General features: G+C 73.2%; 12 protein-coding genes. 7 read left to right on the forward strand and 5 right to left on the reverse strand.

Going from position 1 to position 15,989, the window contains the following annotated elements:
- The 4 genes from K7C98_RS24325 (at position 1) to K7C98_RS24340 (ending at position 6,900) form a co-directional block, all read left to right on the forward strand.
- Complete coding sequence (locus K7C98_RS24325) at positions 1-1,761, forward strand: YsnF/AvaK domain-containing protein (protein WP_224194143.1); 1,761 nt, start codon at positions 1-3, stop codon at positions 1,759-1,761.
- Positions 1,762-1,882: 121 nt separating this feature from the next.
- A complete protein-coding gene (locus K7C98_RS24330; protein ID WP_224194144.1) occupies positions 1,883-4,939 on the forward strand; it encodes a hypothetical protein in 3,057 nt (1,018 codons plus the stop codon).
- Between the two features lie 327 nt (positions 4,940-5,266).
- A complete protein-coding gene (locus tag K7C98_RS24335; protein ID WP_224194145.1) occupies positions 5,267-6,238 on the forward strand; it encodes an endonuclease in 972 nt (323 codons plus the stop codon).
- 329 nt (positions 6,239-6,567) lie between these two features.
- Positions 6,568-6,900, forward strand: coding sequence for a hypothetical protein (locus K7C98_RS24340; RefSeq protein ID WP_224194146.1), 333 nt, complete (start codon positions 6,568-6,570; stop codon positions 6,898-6,900).
- Positions 6,901-7,071: 171 nt separating this feature from the next.
- Here the strand turns inward: K7C98_RS24340 and K7C98_RS24345 are convergent, their stop codons facing one another.
- The gene (locus tag K7C98_RS24345; protein WP_224194147.1) at positions 7,072-8,283 is read right to left on the reverse strand and encodes a cytochrome P450; all 1,212 of its coding nucleotides are present in this window, start codon (positions 8,281-8,283) and stop codon (positions 7,072-7,074) included.
- A 646-nt stretch (positions 8,284-8,929) separates the two neighbouring features.
- Here K7C98_RS24345 and K7C98_RS24350 point away from each other — a divergent pair.
- The 3 genes from K7C98_RS24350 to K7C98_RS24360 all read left to right on the forward strand — a co-directional run bounded on the left by K7C98_RS24350 (position 8,930) and on the right by K7C98_RS24360 (position 11,440).
- Entirely contained in the window at positions 8,930-9,112 is a 183-nt protein-coding gene (locus tag K7C98_RS24350) for a hypothetical protein (RefSeq protein WP_224194148.1), read from the forward strand.
- A 365-nt stretch (positions 9,113-9,477) separates the two neighbouring features.
- Complete coding sequence (locus tag K7C98_RS24355; protein WP_224194149.1) at positions 9,478-10,626, forward strand: adenylate/guanylate cyclase domain-containing protein; 1,149 nt, start codon at positions 9,478-9,480, stop codon at positions 10,624-10,626.
- A 37-nt stretch (positions 10,627-10,663) separates the two neighbouring features.
- Entirely contained in the window at positions 10,664-11,440 is a 777-nt protein-coding gene (locus K7C98_RS24360) for an SDR family NAD(P)-dependent oxidoreductase (RefSeq protein ID WP_224194150.1), read from the forward strand.
- 72 nt (positions 11,441-11,512) lie between these two features.
- Here K7C98_RS24360 and K7C98_RS24365 read toward each other — a convergent pair whose 3' ends face one another.
- From K7C98_RS24365 to K7C98_RS24380, 4 genes are all read right to left on the reverse strand, one after another.
- Positions 11,513-12,976 (reverse strand): hypothetical protein, encoded by a 1,464-nt coding sequence (locus K7C98_RS24365; protein ID WP_224194151.1) that lies wholly within the window; start codon positions 12,974-12,976, stop codon positions 11,513-11,515.
- A 25-nt stretch (positions 12,977-13,001) separates the two neighbouring features.
- Complete coding sequence (locus K7C98_RS24370) at positions 13,002-13,706, reverse strand: hypothetical protein (protein ID WP_224194152.1); 705 nt, start codon at positions 13,704-13,706, stop codon at positions 13,002-13,004.
- Between the two features lie 22 nt (positions 13,707-13,728).
- A complete protein-coding gene (locus K7C98_RS24375; protein WP_224194153.1) occupies positions 13,729-14,331 on the reverse strand; it encodes a hypothetical protein in 603 nt (200 codons plus the stop codon).
- A gap of 138 nt (positions 14,332-14,469) precedes the next feature.
- Positions 14,470-15,888: an FG-GAP repeat domain-containing protein gene (locus tag K7C98_RS24380; protein WP_224194154.1), complete on the reverse strand. Its 1,419-nt coding sequence runs from the start codon at positions 15,886-15,888 to the stop codon at positions 14,470-14,472.
- Between the last annotated feature and the right edge of the window lie 101 nt (positions 15,889-15,989).

A 15,989-nucleotide genomic window follows, 5' to 3' on the forward strand; every position in this document is an offset into this window, starting at 1 on the left:
ATGACGACCCCGCCGAACAGACCTGTCCAAAAGGACAGCGAGAGCCCGACCGCCGCCGCGACCGAGGCGACCGCGCGCGACGTCGCCGTCATCCCGCGGGTGGAGGAGCGGCTGCGCGTCGACACCCGCGTGCGCGAGCGCGGGCGCGTGCGCATCGACAAGACCGTCGAGGAGCGCGACGAGCCGGTCGAGCTCGCCAGCAGCGAGGACCACGTCGTCAGCTGGCGCGTCCCCGTCGGCCGCCCGGTCGACGCCCCGGTGCCCGTCCGCTACGACGGCGACACCATGATCTTGCCGATCCACGAGGAGGTCGTGGTCGTGCAGAAGCAGCTCGTCCTGCGCGAAGAGCTGCACGTCCGCGTCCACCGCGTGCACTTGCGCGAGCAGCAGACGATGCATCTCCGCTCCGAGGCGATCTCTATCACCCACAACAGAACCACCCCAGGAGAAGCCGTCATGAAAACCGTTATCGGTCTGTTCGATGATTTCAACGACGCGCAGGCCGTCGTCACCGCCCTGCTCAAGCGCAACATCGACCGCGCAGACATCAGCGTGGTCGCCAACAACCTCGAGAACATCCCCATCAACCTCGACAAGGACCCGGCCGAGGGCCGCCACGAGGCGATGGCCGAGAGCGCGAAGACGGGGGCAGGCACCGGCGCGATCGTCGGCACCGGCGTCGGCGGCGTGCTCGGTTTCCTCGCCGGCATCGGCTCGATCTTCATCCCCGGCATCGGCCCGATCGTCGCCGCCGGCCCGCTGCTGGCCGCCCTCACCGGCGCCGGCGTCGGCGCGGCCGCCGGCGCCGCCCTCGGCGGCCTGGTCGGCGCGCTCACCCAGGCCGGCGTGCCCGAACACGACGCCCACTTCTACGCCGAGGCCGTGCGCCGCGGCGGCACCCTCGTGCTCGTGCAGACCTCCGACGAGCGCGCCGCCGACGTCGCCTCGATGATGAGCGGCTCGGGCGCGGTCGACGTCGACCGCCGCCGCGAGCACTTCAAGTCGACCGGCTTCAAGGGCCACGACCAGTCGGCCAAGCCGTACACGATGGAGCAGCTCACGCGCGAGCGCCAGGCCTACCGCGCCCAGCCGGGCATGACCGGCGCGGCCATGCGGACGCAAGCGGCGGGCGCCACGGGCACCACCGCCGCCGCCACCGGCACCACCGGCACCACCGGCACCGGCACCACCGGCACCGGCGCCGCCCAGCGCACGCAGCAGAACCTCGACGCGCCGCACTTCAGGGACGCCGCGGTCGAGATGAAGGTCGTCGAGGAGGACCTGCTGGTCGGCAAGCGGGTCGTCGAGCAGGGCCGCGTCCGCGTCTACGCGCACGTCAGCGAGCGCCCGGTCGAGGAGCAGGTCAACCTGCGCGAGGAGCACGTGACCGTGAAGCGGCGCCCCGTCGACCGCCCGGCCACCAGCGAGGACCTCAACGCGTTCCGCGAGTCGACGATGGAGATGACCGAGTACGCCGAGGAGGCGGTGGTCGCCAAGGAGGCGCGCGTGGTCGAGGAGGTCGTGGTCGGCCGCGAGGTCGAGACGCACACCGAGACCGTGCGCGACAAGGTCCGTCGCACCGACGTCGAGGTCGTCGAGGAGCAGACGCCGTCGAAGACGGTGTCGACCACGCCGATGCACAAGGTCACCGGCACGACCGGCACGACCGGCACGACCCCCGGCACCGGCCAGCCGAGCGCGACCAACCGGCCGACGCCGCCGCCGCCGCCCGGGCAGAAGAAGCGCGCGTCCGGCGGCTGATCCGCTTCCCGCGGGGGATCCGGCGATAGGCCGGGCCCTCGCCGGACATGATCGAAAGAACATGTCCGCTCCCGCCGCGTCCCGCCCAGGGACGCGGTTTTTTTCGTTATCCTCGCGCGAAGTGCCGCCCGTGCTCGCCTTCGCCGCCGTGATCGTCGCGCTCGCGCGGCGCTGGCAGGTGCGCTGCGGGCCGCTGGCCGCCGGCGAGTCGCTCGTCCTCGTCGCCGCCCTGGCCCTCGGCGCGCTCGGGCTCCTGGCCGCGTTGCTGGGGGTCGCCGGCATCTTCTCCGCCCCGTCGTTCTCGTTCACCGCGATCGCGCTGGCGGTGCTCGCCTGGCCCTGGGGACAGCGAGCCCCGCGACGCTCCGGGGCCCGCTCCTGGCCGCGCGCCGCCGCCGTCCTGGTCCTGCTCGCCGGCGCCGCCGCGCTGCGCTGGCCGCCGATCCCCGCCGACCTCGGCGGCCGCGACCAGGGCACCTACGTCCTCCGCGCCCGCCACACCCTGCGCACCGGCCGGACCGACCACACCGACCCGGTGCTGGCCCGCGCCGGCGCCGAGGCCTCGCTGCGACCTGGCCCCGGGGACATCCTCGGCCTCTTCCACGCCGACCGCAGCCCGGCCCGCGTCGGCCGCTACGAGGGCTCCTACCGCCCCGGCTTCTACCTCGCCCGCCGCGACGCCGGCGAGGTCGTGCCGCAGTTCCTCCACCTCCACCCGTCGCTGCTGGCGCTGTTCGGCCTGGTCTTCGGGCCATGGTCGATGGGACTGGTCGCCCCGCTCGCCGGCGTCCTGTCGGTGCTGGCCCTGTGGGCCCTGGGCGAGCGCCTGTGGCCGCGCGCGGCCTGGTCGTGGCTGGCCGCCGGGCTGCTCGCGCTGTCGCCGATCGCCGTGTGGACCGCCCGCACCCCGCTGACCGAGCCGCTCACCGGCCTGCTCGTCCTCGCCGCCGCCCTCGCCGTCGCCCGCGGCCTCGGCCCCGACGAGCCGCGACCGTCCGGCGCCTCCGACTCGACCCTGCGCGCCCGCGACGCCGCCGCCCTCGGCCAGGAGCTGACCGCCGCCCTCCTGCTCGGCCTCGCCGGCTTCGTCCGCGGCAACCTGTGGCTGGCCGCCCCGGCCGCGCTCGCGGTGCTGTGGCTGCGCCCCGAACCTGGCCTTCGGCGCATGTCCGCTCCGACCTTGCTCTTCGGGCTGCTGCTCGCCAGCCTCGCGCTCCACGCCGCCACCACCTATCCGTACCTGCACGACGAGTTCAAGCGCCAGCTCGGCCCGCTGGCCGCGCTGTCGCTGGCCGGGGTGGTGCTCGTCGGCCTCGTCGCCCTGGCGATCTACCTCGTCCTCGACGTCGCCCTCGACCGCGCCCGCGGCCACGTCCGCCGGATCCCGCTCGTCCTCGCCGGCCTCGCCGGCCTCGCCGGCCTCGCCTGGCTGGCCCTGCGCGCCCCCGGACCGCCGTGGAGCCGCCTCGACCCGGTCGGCCCGCTGCTCGGCGCCCCGCTGCTGCTCGCCGCCGGCCTCGGCCTGGTCGCGTTCGCCCGCCTGCGCCCCGCGCCCACCGCCACCAGCGCGTGGTTGCTGGCGATCGCCACCCTCCCCGTCACCGCCCTCGCCCTCTACGCCCAGCGCAACCTGCCCCAGGTCGGCCTCTATTACTACGGCCGCTACCTCGTCCCCGAGCTGCTGCCCGCCGCCTGCCTGCTGGCCGCGCTCGCGCTCTCACATGTCCATGCGTTCATGTCCGAACGCACAGGTCTGCGGCGACATGCCCGATGGGTCAGCCTCGTCCTCGGCCTCGGCCTGCTCGGCGCCCAGGCGCTGCCGTACGCCCGGGCCCCCGCCACGCGCCTGCAGGAGTTCGCCGGCGCCGACCGCATGATCGCCGACCTCGCCGCCGAGATCCCCGAGCGCGCGGTCGTCCTGGCCGGCGGCGAGGGCTGGCACCACGTCCACGTGTTCAGCCAGCTGGGCGGCGCCCTCGCGTTCGGCCACGGCCGCACCGTCCTGCCCTACCGCGACCGCGAGGCCGCCTACGCCGCCCTCCACGAGCTCCTCGTCGCCGGGCCCGCGGCCAGCGGCGACGACCCGCCGCCGGTGTACCTCCTGCTCGGCGAGGCCACCCACCCGCTGCGCCTCCCCGGCGAGGCGGCCCCGCTCGCGCTCGTCGACGACCTGCTGCCGCCGCCCTTCGTCGCCCGCCCGGTCGCCTTCGCCGAGCTCTACTTCCACCGCCTCACCCCCGTCGACGACCGGATCCCCGACCGCGTCACCCGCAGCGACCTCCGCGTCGGCCTGCTCGAGGTCACCGTCGACCCGGCCCGCCGCGCCGCCGTCCGCAGCTGGCGGATCGACGACGGCCGCGCCGAGGGACCTGACCATATCACCCTGTCCTCTTATTACTTGCCCGACGGACAGGTCTGCCTCGACGCCGAGCACCCGACCATCCTCGACCTCCCGCCCGGCGCCGGCCCCGGCTCGCTCGTCCTGGTCGCTCATCCTGGCGCCGACACCCCCGCGTGGCAGCTCGTCCTCGACGGCCGGCGCGTGCCCCTCGACGCCCCGGGCCCGGGTCCGAAGCGGGCGCGCGACACGGTCGGCCCGATCCCGTTCGCCAGCCAGCCGCGGCGGATCGAGCTGTGGGGCAGCGAGCGCGCGGGGCCCGACCCGATCTGTCCGCACGGCGGCCTCGCCGAGCTGCGCCTGCTCGGCCCCGACCGCGGCCCCGACGACCGCGGCGGCGCCTGGTCGCGCACCTACGCCCCACCGGAGGACCTCGGCCACCGCGTCACCCCCGCCCGCTTCGCCGCCGGCCGCGCCCTCTCGCGCCTGCGCCCCGGCCTCGACCCGGCGCGCGAGCTCGACGGCCCGTCGCTGGTCGTGCGCGCCGGCGACCCGCTGACCTTCCCCGTCGAACATGTCCCGAAGACCACCATCACCCTCGCCGCGACCCTGCGAGCCGCCCGCCTCAGCCCCGCCGGCCGCGTGCGCGTGCTCGCCGACGGCGTGACGCTGGTCGAGCTCGACCCGCCCGACGACCTCGCCGGCGTGTGGCACGCGCCCCTCACCGAGGTCACGCTGCCGAGCCCCGCGCCGCGCCTGCGCGTCGAGGTCGTCGACCCCGAGCGCCCCGACGCCCACGTCGCCCTGCGCGACCTCGTGCTGGTCCCCCCGCCCGGCTGATTCACCCGAGCCCGGGCGAGCCGATGTCGTCGCTCGAATCGACGCCATCCTCGCCGAGCGAGCCCACGACGACCCGGTCCTCGCCGCACAGGTCGTGCTGGTCTCGCGCTCGCCTCGCGATGCACGCGCAGGTCGGCGACGGCGGCGACACGAGGACGCGCGTCACGCCGCCGGGGCGGCGAACGAGTCACGCCGCGCGCGGCGAAGCGGGCGCAGCGGCGCGGGCCGCATTGGCGTCCGCCGGAGGATCTTCCATCTTGAAGCGACGGGCTCCCGCCCACGCTCCGGCGAACGGGCGACCGCGCGCGGGTCCACGGAGGTCGTGCCGTGCCTCGAAGTGCGCTCGTCGTCTCTGCCGACATTCACGTCTCGCTCGCGCTGCTCGATCCGGGCGCCGCGGACGCCCCGACCGCGCCTGCCCGCGAATTGCAGGAGGCCCTGGCGCGCCTGGAGCGGGCCGCGCCGGCCGATTACTACGACCCCGACGCCGACCTGCTCGCGCGCGACGAATACTATCAGGGCCTCGACCTCGAGTCCGCCGACCCTGCCGCGCTCTACGACGCCCTGTGCGCGCGCCTCGAAGCCAGCCACGAGCGCGTGCTCTCGTACAAGGCCGCGCGCCTGCAGTACCTCTATCCGCTCGTCGACCTCGTGCGCGACGGCCAGCGCCTGTTCCTGCGCAGCCTGTATTCGCCGCACGAATACGACGACGTCGAGGCGTTCGTGCGGGCCGAATTCGCCGCGACGCAGCGCCTGGAGGCCGCGGTGGCCGACCTGCGGGCGCAGCGGCGGCGCCTCGGCGACCAGGCGCTCGCCCGCGGCCTCGCGGCGCTCGACGAGCGCGCCGGCTTCAACTGCGAGCACGTGGTGCCGCGGGCGTGGTTCGCCGGCAAGCTGCCGATGGAGTCGGACTTGCATCACCTCTTCACCTGCGATCAGCAGTGCAACGCCCGCCGCGCGTCGTCGCCGTACGCCGAGTTCCCCGGGTTCCCCGCCCACGGCGACGACGAGCAGTGCGGCGAATCGATCGACCTGCGCTTCGAGCCGCGCCACCGCAAGGCCGCCGCCGCGCGTGCGACCCTGTACTTCCTGGTCCGCTATCCCGGCCGCGTCTCACGCGAGCACTACGCCGGCGAACAGCTCGCCCGGCTCGCCGACTGGAGCGCCGCGGACCCGCCCGGCGAGTGGGAGCGCCACCGCAACGCCGAGATTGCCCACATTCAGGGTGGGCGCAATCCGTTCATCGACTTCCCGCAGCTCGCCGCCCGGGTCGACGTGGTCCGCGGTCTGGCCGACTGACGATTCAGACCGCCGCTCGCTCCCGGTGGTTTCGCGGGCGAACGCGGCTCGCCGTCGAGGTCGCCCGACCGCTCCGCGTCGGCTTGAATCAGCGGCCCCCGGCGGCGCTGACGCGCCCCCAGCCGCGGGTCCTGCGCTCGAGCGAGCTCTGACGGGCGAGGATGGCTCCGTGCGCGTCCGATCGGGGGAGGGTCGCGTCGAGCCCGGGCCGGCTGGCCCGAGGCCGCCCCACCGGCTATTGATCTCCCACGAGCAGGGCGAACCGGGCACACGCGGCTCGTCCGTATATTCCCACGTATGAATGACCCGCATCTCCAGGCGGCATTCCCATGCAATCCAGTGGAGCTCCCGTCAACGTCTACAAGGGCCAGGAAACGCTCCGTCGCGGCGTCGTCGCCTCGGAGGATCCGTCCGGCATCGCCCTCGTCCTCGCCCCGCAGGCGGTCGAAGACGCCTTGCCGACGCTGACCCGCTGGGGCGAGCTCGTCGTCCCGCGCCGGCCGCAACCCGAGCGGGTCTTCTACTCGTGGGACGAGGTGATCGAGGACGACAGGAGCGGCCCGGTCCGGATCCTCGTCCTGCGGGATCGCCACTACGAGCGCTCCCTCGCCGCAGTCCCCGCGAATGATCGCCCCGGCTCCGGACGCTCGACCGGGACCTAGCTAGCGTCGCCGGCCCCACTTGTCGCCGTGCATCGCCGGGGCGAGTGCGGCGCGACTCGACAGCGGACCGCAGCTTGCGCAGGTGAGTCCGCCACCGTTCGATGAATCCGGACATGTGATTCCAGCGGACGACTGTCCGCTCTCGTCATTGCACCAACGCAGTCCGCTCCTTCACGCGGCGGGGGCGTGGTACGCGACGGGAAACTGCGCCGGTCCGTAGACAGCCAGGGTGGGAGGGAGCCACTCCGCCGGGCCGTCGGCCGCGAATTCGCCGAGGCGGCGGGCCAGCAGCGGCAGGGCGATCTGCAGCTCGGCGCGCGCGAGCGCGGCCCCGAGACAATGATGAATGCCGCCGCCGAACGTCAGGTGTGGCCTGCGTCGGGCGGTGATGTCGAAGCGGTCCGGCTCGACGAACACCTGCGGGTCGCGGTTCGCGGCCCCCGTGATCGGGAGGATGAACGAGCCGCGGAGGAACACGCGCCCGCCGATCTCGACGTCCTCGGTCGCCACCCGCGGGAGGCCGATCAGCGACGCGGGGGAGTAGCGGACGATCTCCTCGGCGGCCTGGCCGGCGAGTTCGGGCTCCTCGGCGAGCAGGCGCCACTGCTCCGGGTGCGCGAGGAACGTCGCGAACGCGTGCCCGAGCTGGTGCAGCACGGTATCGCTGCCCGCGGTCAGGAACGTGATGATCATGGCCCGCAGCTCGGCCTGAGACAGCGCGTCGGAGGCCGCCTCCGCGGTGACCAGGTCGCTGACGAGGTCGTCGCCGGGAGCGCGGCGGCGGGCGGCGACGAGCTCGTCGACGTACGCGTGGAACTCGGCCAGCGAGGCCTCGATCCGGGCGCGGTGCTCGGCGACGCCGAAGCCGAACAGGAGGCCGATGTCGCCGGTCCAGCGGCGGACCCTCGCCTGGGCATCGGGCGGGAACCCGACGAATGCACAGAGCACGCGGCGCGCGAACGGGTCGGAGAATGCGGCCACGAGGTCGCAGCGCCCGCGGCCCGCGATCTCGTCGATCAGCGCGTGGGCGGTGGCCGTGATCAGCGGTCGCAGCGCCTCGACGCGGCGCATCGTGAACGAGCGACCGACCAGCCGTCTCAGCCGGTCGTGCGTCGCCCCCTCGCTGTTGAGCAGGAAGCTCGCCATGAGCTCGGCGAGCGGGCCCTCGGTGATCCCCTGCATCGCCAGCGAGTCGGGGCCGCCGGACCGCAACGTGCGCCGGGACAGCGCCGCCTGGACCTCCTGGAACCGCAGGATCGCCGGGCCCATCGCCGTCTCGGCGCACCAGTGCTGCTCGCGGGCGGCTCGCAAGGCGGCGTGCGGGTCGGCGTGAAAGGCGGGTCCGTGGAGGTCGAGAAAGGGGCGCGCGTCGCTGTCGGCCATCGGCGATATCCTCCAGGCCCATGCACTTTAGCAGCTGGGTCCCGGCCTGCCCATAGTTCCGCACATCATCACAGTCTGTCGAGCAAAATGTATCATGACACCGAGCGCATGCGCGCATTTTCGAATGCTGGAGCGATACCCGGCGCCCCTGTACTGGTGCCATGATTGCTTTATGGACGGGTCGGCGAGCACAGCCCCTCGTCCACATGGTGAGACGCGACCGGCCTGCTCCATGCCGCTGGAGCAGCGGCCATGGTGCCACGAATGCCACGTCGCCTCGCCGGCGAGCCGCGGTGCGCCGGGCCTGCGTACTCCAGGTCCGCGACGGCCGTGGCACCGCGAGTCGTGCACGCGCGTGCACGCCTCGGGTCCACGCCGACGGCACCGTCCGTGGCTCGCCGATCGCCGCGGCTGCCGCGATCGCCAGGACATGAACGAAAGACCATGCCCTTCAGGACATTGCGTCACCTCGTCCGCGCCGCGCACCGCAGCCTCCGCGCGCGCTCGGCGAGCCAGTGGGCCTCCTCCGGCAGCGCGAGCGCCTCGAAGGCGCGCCGCAATTGTTCGTCGCGGGCGAGGATGTCGAGGCGTCGGACGGCAGCCGCGACGCGGCGGCGGCGAGCAGCGAGCGGGCGTCGTGCTGGCAATGACCCCGGACCTCGCGCCACGGAAGGTTGTCCGGCAGCGGCTCGGCGGGCAGGAGATCGGCCGGCGTGGCGAAGAACGCCGCCAGCAGCGCCGCGACGTCGGCCGGCGCCGGGGTGCGCACCAGGCCGACGTATTCGGGGCCGACGCCGACGTCGAACGGGAACCGACCGAGTGGCAATAATGCCAGGCGCTCGCGCGGCGCGGCGCGGACGTTCGGACACTCGCCGGCTACCGCCGCTCCCGGCTCGACGACCGAGCCGCGAAGATCGGCGCCGGGGGAGGCCGACGCCGTTCGCCCTGCAGCCGCGCCTGGGGCTGCAGCCCCCGCCGCCGGTCGTCGAGCCCAGGCCCGACAAGTCCGCCACCTCCCTCGCCCTGAGCTCGCCGTTCAAGAAGTGAATGCTCGTAAGAACATGTCCAGGAGGACATGTCCCGGCGGCCCGCCCGGGCCCCGGGTCGCCTCCACCTTCGACATGACCTCAGGGACATGTCGGCGCGCGAAAGCACCCGCGTCGCCCGGCCCGCGACGGCGGTAGACTCGCGGCGATGGACGCGCTGTCGCGCTGGATCCTGACCGTCCCCGCCGCCGACGTCGGGGCCTTCCTCGACGCGCTGGCCCGGCGCGCGCAGCAATTCGGCCTCCCGCTGTGGCGCATGAGCACCGGCCTGGCGACGATGCACCCCGAGGTCGGCGTCCTCAGCGTGTTCTGGACCGCCGACGCCGGCCCCACCGTGCGCCACAACCCGCGCAGCGCCCTGACCACCCCGTTCTTCCTGTCGAGCCCGATGCACGCGCTCATGGAGCGCGGCGTCGACGAGATCCGCTGCCGGCTCAGCGGCCCCGACGCGCAGCTCGAATACCCGATCTGCCGCGAGCTCGCCGAGCAGGGCGGCACCGCCTACCTCGCCTGGGCGCTGACGTTCAGCGACGGCCGGCGCACCGGCCTGACCTTGGCGACGCGCGCACCGGACGGCTTCGCCGACGAGCCGCTCGCGCAGCTGCGCGCTTGCCTGCCCGCGCTCGCCGTCCGCCTCGAGCTGTTCCAGGCCCAGTTCGCCACCCGCAGCCTGCTGCAGGTGTACCTCGGCGACAACGCGGCCCGCCGCGTGCTCTCGGGCGAGTTCCTGCGCGGCAGCGGCACCTCGATCCGCGCCGCGATCTGGATCTGCGACCTGCGCGGCTTCACCGGGCTGTCCGATCGGCGACCGCCGGTCGAGGTCGTCGCCGCGCTCGACGCCTACTTCGAGCGGGTGGTCGAGCCGATCGCCGCGGCCGGGGGGGAGGTGCTCAAGTTCATCGGCGACGCCGTGCTGGCGATCTTCCCCAGCGCCGGGGACGAGGCCGACGCGTGCCGGCGGGCCCTGACCGCCGCCCGCGGCGCCGTCGCGGGGCTGGCCAAGTGGAACGCCGGCCGCCCGGACCCGCTCGCCATGGGCGTCGCGCTGCACGTCGGCGACGTCTTCTACGGCAACATCGGCGGCCCCGACCGCCTCGACTTCACCGTCATCGGCGGGCCGGTCAACGAGGTCTGTCGCCTCGAGCCGCTGTGCAAGACCCTCGACGCGGTGATCCTCATGACCGCGGCGTTCCGCGCCCGCGTCGACGGCGACGACCTCGTCGACCTCGGCGAGCACACCCTGCGCGGCGTCGGCACCCCGACGCGCGTCTTCGGCGTGCGACCCGCGAATTCATGACGCGAGCGCAGCCGGCCGCGGGGTTACACTGCCGCGCATGTCGAACGCACCGCTCGCGCTCATCACCGGGGCCGGCCGCGGGATCGGGCGCGCCGTCGCCGAGGCGCTCGCGCCGGGCCACGCCCTCATCCTCGCCGGCCGCGACCGCGAGGCCCTCGAGCGCGCGCGCGCCGGGCTCCACGCCCCGCACGGCGCCCACGTCCTTGCCGTCGACCTCGGCGATCCTGGCGCCCGCGCCGCCTTCCTGGCTGAAGTCACAGGTCTCGAAGGACAGCTCGGGCGCCGCGTCCAGGTCTTGATCAACAACGCCGGCGCCGCCCACTCGGCCCCGCTCGCGCGCACCGGCGACGACGTGTGGGCGCGCCTGCTCGAGCTCAACTGCACCGCGCCGTTCGTCCTCACGCGCGCGCTCATCCCCGGCATGATCGCCGCCGGCTGGGGCCGCGTCGTCAACGTCGCCTCGACCGCCGCGATCAAGGGCTACGCGTACACGGCCGCCTACTCGGCCAGCAAGGCCGGCCTGCTCGGCTGGACCCGCGCGCTCGCGGTCGAGCTGGCCGCGAAGGACGTCACCGTCAACGCCGTCTGCCCCGGCTTCACCGACACCGACATCGTCGCCGACGCCGCGCGCAACATCCAGGCCACCACCGGCCGCAGCGAGGACGACGCCCGCAAGGCGCTGGCCCGCTTCTCGCCGCAGGGCCGGCTGCGCAGCCCGGCCGAGGTCGCCGACCTGATCGCCTGGCTGGCGCGCCCGGGCGCCGGCGGCGTCACCGGCCAGGCGCTGGCGATCGACGGCGGCGAGACGGCATGAACGAAGGGGCAGGTCCCGAAGGACCTGCCCCTAGCGCCATGCTGCGAGGGACATGCCCTCGGGGTCAGCTGCTCAGCCGACCTTGTCCCAGCCCTTCTTGATGTTCTCGCCGACCATCTCGTCGCCGATCTTGAGCGCCTCGCCGAGCGTCGGCGCCAGCCGGACCTCGCGCTCGAGCGGCGTCTTGCGGCCGGCGGAGAAGTCGGTCCAGTGGACCACGAAGGCCGGGTAGCTGGGGTCGACCTTCTCCTTGTTGGTGCGCCAGATGACGAGCTTGCGCACCGCCTGCTGGCCCTTGGCGGTCTTGGCGTAGACCTCGCGGCGGACCACCTCCGAGGCCGGCAGGACCAGGCGCTCGGCCTTCTTGTTGAGGCTGTCGAGCTGGACCCGCTCGAGCACCTGGGCGACGCGGATGTCGACCGGGTTGACGGTCTTGTCGCTGCGCACGCGCGAGAACACCGGGTGCAGGATCGACACGCCGGGCATCTCGCGGATCGTGCGCCAGCCGGGCTGGCTGTGCTCGAGCACCATGCGGAGGATCGGGTCGCCGCTCGAGTCCTCGCCCTGGATGTCGGTGACCTTGACCTCGATCACCGTCTCCGGCGGGACGAAGCGGTACAGCGCGCCCTTGCTGTTGGCGTAGCGGTAGTTCGAGGCCACGCTCTTGCCCGACAGCTGCTGGTAGAACGCCTTGCGCTGCTCGGTCGGCATGTTGCCGCAGGCGCCGATGACCTGGAACTGGCCGTCGTCGCGCATCATCGCCAGCAGCAGCGAGCCGACCGCCTCGGGCTCGTCGGAGCTGTCGGTGTAGCCGATGATCGCCGCGTCGATGTCGATGGTCGGCTTGAGCTTGAAGACCAGGTTGTCGGCGGTGCGGACGACCAGGCCCTCGCCCTTGCCGCCCTCGACCCACTCGTTCCAGCGCTGCATCACCTGCTCGGCGCTGGTCGCCTGCTCGGTCTTGATCGCCTGCAGCCGCTTGCCGCCGGCCAGCAGCCGCTGGCACAGCGCCAGGCGGTCGACGTACAGCGGCGGCCGCTGCGGCGCCTCGGCGTCGCCGCCGTGGAGCACGTCGAACGCGAAGTAGGCCATGCGCTCGACCTGCGCCTGCGCCTCGCCGCCCATCGCCGAGCCGAGGTCGCCGACCCGCGGCCGGCCCTGCCCCGGCGGCTTGGCGGCGAACAGCTCGCCCGCCAGCACCGTGCGACCCTGCTTGCGCCCGAGCGCCGCCTTCGCCTCGAGCAGCACCGGCACGTCGCCCGAGACCACCCGGCCGGTCGGCGAGCACAGGATCGCCTGCTGCTCGTCGAGCACGAGGAACCACAGCTCGCCGTCGATCTTCGGCGACACCTGCAGCGTCCCCGACGGGACCGCCCCGCGGGCCAGGTCCTCGAAGGGCAGCGCACGGTAGCTGCCGGCCACGGCGCGCTTGTAGTTGCGGAACATCGCCGCCAGCTCGCTGTCGAGCAGGCTGCCGGCGGGGCTCTGCTTGCCCTTGCCGAGCGGACGGGCGTTGTCGATGGAGAACAGGCTCATGGCAATCTCCAGTCTGTCCGAAAGGTCAGGTCGCCGCCGCGCCCGGGGCGCGCAGCTCGAGGTTCGAGAGGTGGAGCAGCAGCTTGTACTTCTGGCCGTCGACGCGGCCCTCAAGGAAGCCGCGGTACGGGCTGCCGTTCTCCTGGAAGATCAGCGGGTCGCGGCCCTTGCTGCCGGCGCCGAGCAGCGCCAGCTCGCCCTTGTCGTGCAGCTCCTTCGCCATCTTGAACAGGAAGTCGAACGACAGGCCGTCGACGTGCTTGATCTGGATGGTGCGGCGGAACGCGAACTTGGTCACCACCTCGGCCTTGGGCATGCGCCGGTTGGTGAACCGCACCGGCGACTCCTTCTCGTTGGTGTTGGCCGGGATGTCGGCCGCCGGCTTGCGCTCGCGCTCGGCCCCGTCGGGCCCGAACAGCACGTCGACCAGCTTCGGCGAGGCGTGCAGCACCTCGCCCTTGCTCGACAGGAACACGGTCTGCGTGTCGCCGACCTGCTTGCCGACCTGCTCGATGTCGATCTCCGGGTCGCCGTCGATCAGCGCCTGCGCCAGGTCGCCCGGCTGCGCCGACAGCTTGGCGTAGGTGCCCGCCTCGGTGGTGGCCAGGTAGCGGCGGAACTCGAGCTTCTTGCCCGGCACACCGCTCACCGGCCCGACCTTCTCCTTGACCGACTCGAGCGCGAGCGTGGCGTCGCGCTTCTCCTCGTTCATCAGCTGGATCTTGCGCATGGCTGTCTCCCTGACCTGTCCCTCAGAACATCTCGAAGTCGAGCTCGTCGCCGTCGTCGTCGCCGCCCGGGTCGTCTGCCACCGTGGTCTGCAGCTCGCACCACTCGCTCACCGCCGGCGAGCCGACCAGCGCGAAGAAGGCCCCGGCGTTGCACACCAGGTAGGCCAGCTCGGTGTCGTAGCCGCCGCGGTAGCTGAAGGTGAAGCGGAACACCTTGCCGGCCTTCAGCTCCGCCTCGAGCTTGGGGTCGAGCCCGTTCGGGTCGAGCGTGTAGACTGACCGAACGGCCAGGTCGAGCAGCTCGCCCGGATCGACCGGCCCGTCGAGCTTCTGCGCCTCGCCGAGCGTGCTCGGGATGTGCGGCAGCGGCTTGCCGTCGGCGTCGAGGCCGACCAGCTTGCCGTTCGGGATCCACGCGTTGCCCTCGTCGAAGTAGCCCTGCGCCGTCATGCCCGAGCGGATCAGCAGCGTGCCGTCGCGCGACAGCTCGGCCCGCTCGCAGCGCTGCTCGTGAGGGTCGAGGATCTGGCGCTGACGCTTGCCGTACAGCTTGGCGCGGTCGAGCTTCTCGTGATCGAAGGTCGACTGCACGCCGCCCCAGGTGACGATGATCGGTTTCGCCATAAGTGCGGGGGCCCGCGAAGGCCGCCAAGCCTTATCCGACCGGCCCCGCAGCCGTGTCAAGCCGAGCGCTCGCTCGCGCGACTTCGCGCCGCTCGCAATTGCTCGCAGGCGCATGCACGCGCCGATCGAACGCGACGCTCATAGAGTCTTGATCACCACCAGATCACGCAGCGAGACGTCCGCCGTCACGATCTCACGGACGCCCTGGAGGTCGACGTCGCCGACCGCGAGCAGCTCGGCGGTCGTCGGCGAGCCGAGCTCGAACACCCGCTCGCACGCGAAGCCGCCGCTGCCGTCGCCGTGCAGCACCACGAGCGCGTTGGTCTCCGTCGCGGCGACCAGATCGACGTCGCCGTCCGGATCGACGTCGGCGAGCAGACCTCCCGACAGGGGGAAGCTCGGCCGCATCAATCGTGGCACGGGGTCCCACGCGCCGTGCTCCTTCCCGGACCACAGGATCACGAGCCCGCCGACCGCGTCCCTCGTGAGCGCGAGCAGCTCGACGATGTCCTCGGGGTCGTCGGCGAGGTCCCCGGCCAGCACCTGGACCAGCGATTCGCCGGTCGCCGGCAGCAGCCCGCCGTCGACGAAGCCGCCGCCGCCGTCGCGGATCAGCACCCCGACGCTGGCGAACGAATCGTTGAAGTCGGGCCCGACGAGGTCGTGGAGGAGGTCGCCGTTCACGTCGACCACGCCGATGCCGAACGACAGCGGCGCGTCGAACGGCGGCTCGGGCTCAAACGCACCGGCCCCCACGCCGAGCCACACGCCGATGTTCGGGCTCGACGCGCCGACCGTGATCAGGTCGAACAGCCCCGGGCCGGCGCTGTCGGCGTTGGCGAGGTGGACGCGGCGCAGGCCGCTCTGGCTGTCGAGCACCGACTCGAGCTTCCACACCCCGTCGTGATTGAGCAGCACGTCGACGTCGCTGCCGAGCGCCGCTGCGAGGTCGACGTCGCCGTCGCCGTCGAGGTCGCCGGCCGCGAGGTGGATGAATCCGGTCGCCGGCACCAGCGCGATCGTCTCGCCGGGCACGAACTCGCCCTCGCTCACCTGTGTCTGCACCTCGATCAGCGACAGCTCCGGCGCACCCGTGGCGACGTCGAGGTCGTTGTCGCCGTCGAGGTCGGCGAGCACGAGCGACGTCGGCTCGTGGACCAGGGGGAAGTGCGAGTCCACCACCGCGACCACCGGACACGGCGGAATCACCTCCACGCTCACGCACTGGCCCGCGACGCACCCCTGACCGAAAGGACATTCGGCCCCGCCGCCGCACTCGCCGCCGGTGGTGCTCGTCGCGGAGGTCGGCGACGTCGTCACCGTGTTCGTCTCGTTCCCCGTCGTCGCCGACGGGTCGACCTCGGACGTCACCGCGCCGGTGGTCGGCGGGTCAGCCGTCGTGATCGTCGGGTCGGTGCCCGGCAGCGGCGACGTCATCGGCAGGCCGGTCATCGACCCGTTGCTGGTGTTCGTCGTGCTCGAGCTGCCGCCCTCGGTGTCGTTCTCCGGCGGCGGGCTCGGCCCGCACGCGACCACACCAAAGACCCCGAGGGTCATCCATCGCAACATCGCCTCAGCGTACGCGGGCCGGCGCCGGGCCATCAACTGTGGACTCGCTGCGCCCGCGCGCGAACGCTCGCGCCGGTCGGACCCGGGAC

Origin of the sequence: Nannocystis pusilla (assembly GCF_020073745.1) — a bacterium.
Classification (GTDB): Bacteria; Myxococcota_A; Polyangia; order Nannocystales; family Nannocystaceae; genus Nannocystis; species Nannocystis radixulma.

Coding starts and splice junctions, on each gene's coding strand:
- K7C98_RS24325 (WP_224194143.1), top strand. CDS start 1: ATGACGACCCCGCCGAACAGACCTGTCCAAAAGGACAGCGAGAGCCCG.
- K7C98_RS24340 (WP_224194146.1), top strand. CDS start 6,568: ATGCAATCCAGTGGAGCTCCCGTCAACGTCTACAAGGGCCAGGAAACG.
- K7C98_RS24345 (WP_224194147.1), bottom strand. CDS start 8,283: ATGGCCGACAGCGACGCGCGCCCCTTTCTCGACCTCCACGGACCCGCC.
- K7C98_RS24350 (WP_224194148.1), top strand. CDS start 8,930: ATGACCCCGGACCTCGCGCCACGGAAGGTTGTCCGGCAGCGGCTCGGC.
- K7C98_RS24355 (WP_224194149.1), top strand. CDS start 9,478: ATGGACGCGCTGTCGCGCTGGATCCTGACCGTCCCCGCCGCCGACGTC.
- K7C98_RS24360 (WP_224194150.1), top strand. CDS start 10,664: ATGTCGAACGCACCGCTCGCGCTCATCACCGGGGCCGGCCGCGGGATC.
- K7C98_RS24365 (WP_224194151.1), bottom strand. CDS start 12,976: ATGAGCCTGTTCTCCATCGACAACGCCCGTCCGCTCGGCAAGGGCAAG.
- K7C98_RS24370 (WP_224194152.1), bottom strand. CDS start 13,706: ATGCGCAAGATCCAGCTGATGAACGAGGAGAAGCGCGACGCCACGCTC.
- K7C98_RS24375 (WP_224194153.1), bottom strand. CDS start 14,331: ATGGCGAAACCGATCATCGTCACCTGGGGCGGCGTGCAGTCGACCTTC.
- K7C98_RS24380 (WP_224194154.1), bottom strand. CDS start 15,888: ATGACCCTCGGGGTCTTTGGTGTGGTCGCGTGCGGGCCGAGCCCGCCG.